Genomic DNA, 4,357 nt, shown 5'->3' with positions numbered 1-4,357 from the left:
GTCGACTGGACCGGCCCGGATTACCACGACGACTATATCATGGTCACCGAGCCCGGCGGCACGGACTCGATCAACTACACCCGGACCCGAAGCGGCGCCCCGCTGGAGCTGAAGCTGCCGCCCGAGCCCGGCACCTACGACATCGTCTACATCATGCGGCAGGACCGCACCGAACTGGCGCGCATCTCCATCGAGGTCACCGAGGTCGAAGCCACGCTGTCGGCCCCGGCGGAGGGCGCGGCCGGGCAGACGATCCAGGTGGACTGGACCGGCCCCGACTATCGCGACGACTATATCGCCGTGACCGAGCCGGGCGGGACCGACAGCATCGCGTACACCCGCACCCGGCGCGGCAGCCCGCTGGAGCTCGCCCTGCCCTCCGAGCCCGGCACCTACGACATCATCTACGTCATGCGCCAGGACCGCCGCGTCCTGGCCCGCACCACGATCACCGTCGCCGAGACCGACGCCTCCCTCGACGCCCCCTCCGAGGGGCGGATGGGCGACACGATCCGGGTCGACTGGACCGGCCCGGACTATCCGGACGACTACATCGCCGTCACCGAGCCCGGCGGCAGCGACTGGATCGCCTATAGCTACACGCGCGAGGGCAGCCCGCTGGAGCTGACCCTGCCCGGCGCGCCCGGCGCCTACGAGATCGCCTATGTCGTGGACCGCGACAACACGGTCCTCGCCCGCCGGCCCGTCACCGTCTCGGCCGTCTCGGCCACGCTGACACCGCCCCAGACGCTGCCCGCCGGCGCCACGGTCGATATCGCCTGGACCGGCCCCGACGACCGCGACGACTATATCGCGGTGACCGAGCGCGGCGGCACCGGCTGGATCAACTATGCCTATACCCGCGACGGCAGCCCCGCCCGCCTCACGCTCCCCGGCGAGCCGGGCGCCTACGACATCACCTACGTGATGAACCAGAACCGCAAGGTGCTCGCCCGCGTGGAAGTGACCGTCACCGACGTCGGCTATTCCGTCTCCGCCCCCGAAACCGCCCCCGCCGGCGGCACCGTCGAGGTCACCTGGGAAGGCCCCGCCTACGAAAACGACTACATCGCCGTCGCCGCCCCGGACGCGCCCGACAACCGCTATCTCACCTATACCTACACGCGCGAGGGTTCGCCCCTCACCGTCGACCTGCCGCCCGAACCCGGGCGCTACGAGATCCGCTACGTCCTGGGCCAGGACCGCCTCGTCAAGGCGACCGCCACGCTCGACGTCACCCCGGTCGACGCCACGCTCTCCGGCCCCGCCGCCGCCCCCGCGGGCAGCGACATCCAGGTCGACTGGACCGGCCCCGGCTACCAGAACGACTATATCGACATCGCCGCCCCCGACGCGCCGCCGAAGGACTATGCCGCCTATGCCTATACCCGGACGGGCGACCCGGTGACGATCACCCTGCCCACCACGCCCGGCGACTACGTCCTGCGCTATGTCATGGCCTCGGGCGGCCGCACCATCCTCGCCCGCCAGCCGATCGCGCTGGAGCCGATCAGCGCCACGCTCGACGCCCCGGCCACGGCGCCGGCCGGCAGCACGCTGACGGTGAACTGGACCGGGCCGGGCTACCGCAGCGACTACGTGGCGCTCGTCAAACCGGGCGAGAGCGGCTCGGTCGACTATTTCTACACCCGCACCGGTCCCACCGGAGAGCTGGACCTGCCCGAGGCGGCCGGGGCCTACGAACTCCGCTACGTGCTGGGCCAGGGCCAGACGGTCCTGACGACGCAGCCCCTGACGCTGGAGTGACCCGCCGCGGCGACGCCGCCCCCGCCTGACGCGAAACCCCTCTCGCCGCGCCGGGCGCGCACCGCCCGGGAGCGCCACGTCGCGGCCGAAAAACGTCGCATTCGGCCCTCCACAGCCCGGCCATTCCCGGCTAGCCTCCACCGACACGACCGACGGGAGGGCTGCCCATGAACACACATTACCGCGCCGTGGTCATCGGCGGCGGCGTCGTGGGCGCCTCCGTCCTCTACCACCTGGCGAAAGCCGGCTGGACCGACATCGCGCTGATCGAGCGCGACGTGCTCACCGCCGGCTCCTCCTGGCACGCCGCCGGCGGCATCCACGCGCTGAACGCCGACCCGAACATGGCCGCGCTGCAGGCCTATACCATCGACCTGCTGTCCGAGATCGAGGCCGAATCCGGCCAGGACATCGGCCTGACGATGTCCGGCGGCATCACCTTCGCCTGCGACCCCGACCGCTGGGAATGGCTGCAGGCCGCGCATCGCGTCTACCAGTCGATCGGCATCGACGACACGCACCTGCTGTCACCGCGGGAGATCGCCGACCTCCACCCGCTCATCGACATCGCCGGCGTCAAGGGCGGGCTCTGGGCCGACCGCGAGGGCTATGTCGACCCCTCCGGCGTCGTCCACGCCTATGCCAGATGCGCCCGCCAGCGCGGCGCCGACGTCATCGAGCACAACCGCGTGCTCGACCTCAACCGCACGCCCGAGGACTGGCAGGTCGTCACCGAGAAGGGCACGATCCATGCCCGCCACGTGGTCAACGCCGCCGGGCTCTGGGCGAAGCAGGTCGGCCGCATGGCCGGGCTGGAACTGCCGGTCTCGCCGCTGTCGCACCACTACCTGCTGACCGAGACCATCCCCGAGGTCGCCGCGCTCGACAAACCGTTCCCGATGGCCGTCGACCTGGAAGGCTTCACCTATTCGCGCCAGCACCAGAAGGGCATGCTGCTGGGCATCTACGAGATCGACCACGCCCACTGGATGATGGACGGGGCGCCCTGGGACTACGGCATCGAGCTTCTGCAGGAGGACCCCGACCGCATCGAGCGCGAACTGACCATGGCCTTCGAACGCTTCCCCGTGCTGCAGACGGCGGGGATCAAGGACTGGGTCCACGGCGCCTTCACCTTCTCGCCCGACGGCAACCCGCTGGTCGGCCCGGTCGACGGGGTGCCGGGCTACTGGTGCGCCTGCGGCGTGATGGCGGGGTTCCTGCAGGGCGGCGGCGTCGGCCGGACGCTCGCCGAATGGATGACCGAGGGCGAGACCGAGGCCGACGCCTGGTCGATGGACATCGCGCGCTACGGCCCCTTCGCCTCGAACAAGGAGTACATCCGCCAGACCACGGGGCAGTTCTACTCCCGCCGCTTCGTGATGACCTACCCGAACGAACAGCTGCCCGCCGGCCGGCCGCTGAAGATGTCCCCGGCGCATTCCGAGATGACGCAGGCCGGCGCCCGCTGGGGGGTGAGCTACGGGCTGGAGATCCCCCTCTATTTCGCGCCGAAGGATTTCACCGAGACGCCGTCGCTGCGCCGCTCCAACGCGCATCCCATCGTCGGCGCCGAGGCCCGCGCGGTGCGCGAGACCGCCGGCCTTCTCGATATCGCGGGCTTTTCCCGCTACGAGGTCACCGGCCCCGGCGCGCCCGCCTATCTCGACCGCCTGCTCGCCTGCCGCCTGCCCGAACCGGGCCGCGCCGCGCTGGCGCCGATGCTGGCCGGCTCCGGCCGCCTGCGCGGCGACCTGACGGTGTTCAACTGGGGCGACGGGCGCTACTGGCTGATGGGCAGCTACTACCTGCGGTCCTGGCACATGCGCTGGTTCCACGAGCAATGGACCGACGGCGTGATGATCGAGGACATCTCCGAGGAGTTCATCGGCTTCTCGCTGTCCGGCCCAAATGCGACGGCGATCCTCGACAAGCTGACCGACGGCCCCGCCGCCCTGCCCTTCCTCGGCTGCGGCGTGATGGATGTCGGGCTTTTGCGCGGCCATGTCGCCCGGCTGTCGGTCACCGGCGAGCTGGGCTACGAGATCTCCGTGCGCGCCTCGGGCCATATCGCGCTGCGCCGCGCGCTTCTGGAGGCCGGCGCCGGGCTGGGACTGGTCGAGTTCGGCTACAACGCGCTGAACGCCCTGCGGCTGGAAAAGAGCTTCGGCGCGTGGAATGCCGAATACACGCAAGACCGCACGCCCGCCATGGTGGGGCTCGACCGGTTCATCTGCTGGGACAAGGACTTCCTGGGCCACGACGCCGCCCTGGCCGAGCGTGAGGCCGGCGGCCCCGCGCGCCGGCTGGTCACGCTGGAGGTCGACGCGGCAGGCGCCGATGCCAGCGGCTACGAGCCCGTCTGGTCCGGCGACCGCCTGACCGGCTTCGTGACCTCGGGCGGCTACGGCCACAGGCTGGACATGTCGCTGGCACTGGCGCTGGTCGACGGCGCCGACGCCGCGCCGGGCACCGAGCTCCGCGTCCATGTCGTCGGCGAGGAACGCGCCGCGCGCGTGATCGAGCCGTCGCCCTATGACCCGGCCGGCAAGGCGATGCGCGGATGAGGCGTCTCGTACAGTCGTTTCGG

The 4,357-nt window shown here is 71.0% G+C and carries 2 protein-coding genes; both read left to right on the top strand.

Going from position 1 to position 4,357, the window contains the following annotated elements; translation table 11 throughout:
- On the top strand, positions 1–1,767 hold a 1,767-nt coding region (locus P1J78_RS24270; RefSeq protein WP_275569950.1), incomplete at its 5' end, for a hypothetical protein.
- 167 nt (positions 1,768–1,934) lie between these two features.
- Entirely contained in the window at positions 1,935–4,334 is a 2,400-nt protein-coding gene (locus P1J78_RS24265) for a GcvT family protein (RefSeq protein ID WP_275569949.1), read from the top strand.
- The last annotated feature ends 23 nt before the right edge of the window (positions 4,335–4,357 follow it).

The sequence above is a fragment of the Psychromarinibacter sediminicola genome, assembly GCF_029168335.1.
In the GTDB taxonomy this organism is placed as follows: Bacteria; Pseudomonadota; Alphaproteobacteria; order Rhodobacterales; family Rhodobacteraceae; genus Psychromarinibacter; species Psychromarinibacter sediminicola.
This window is presented reverse-complemented; position numbering and strand designations above follow the sequence as displayed.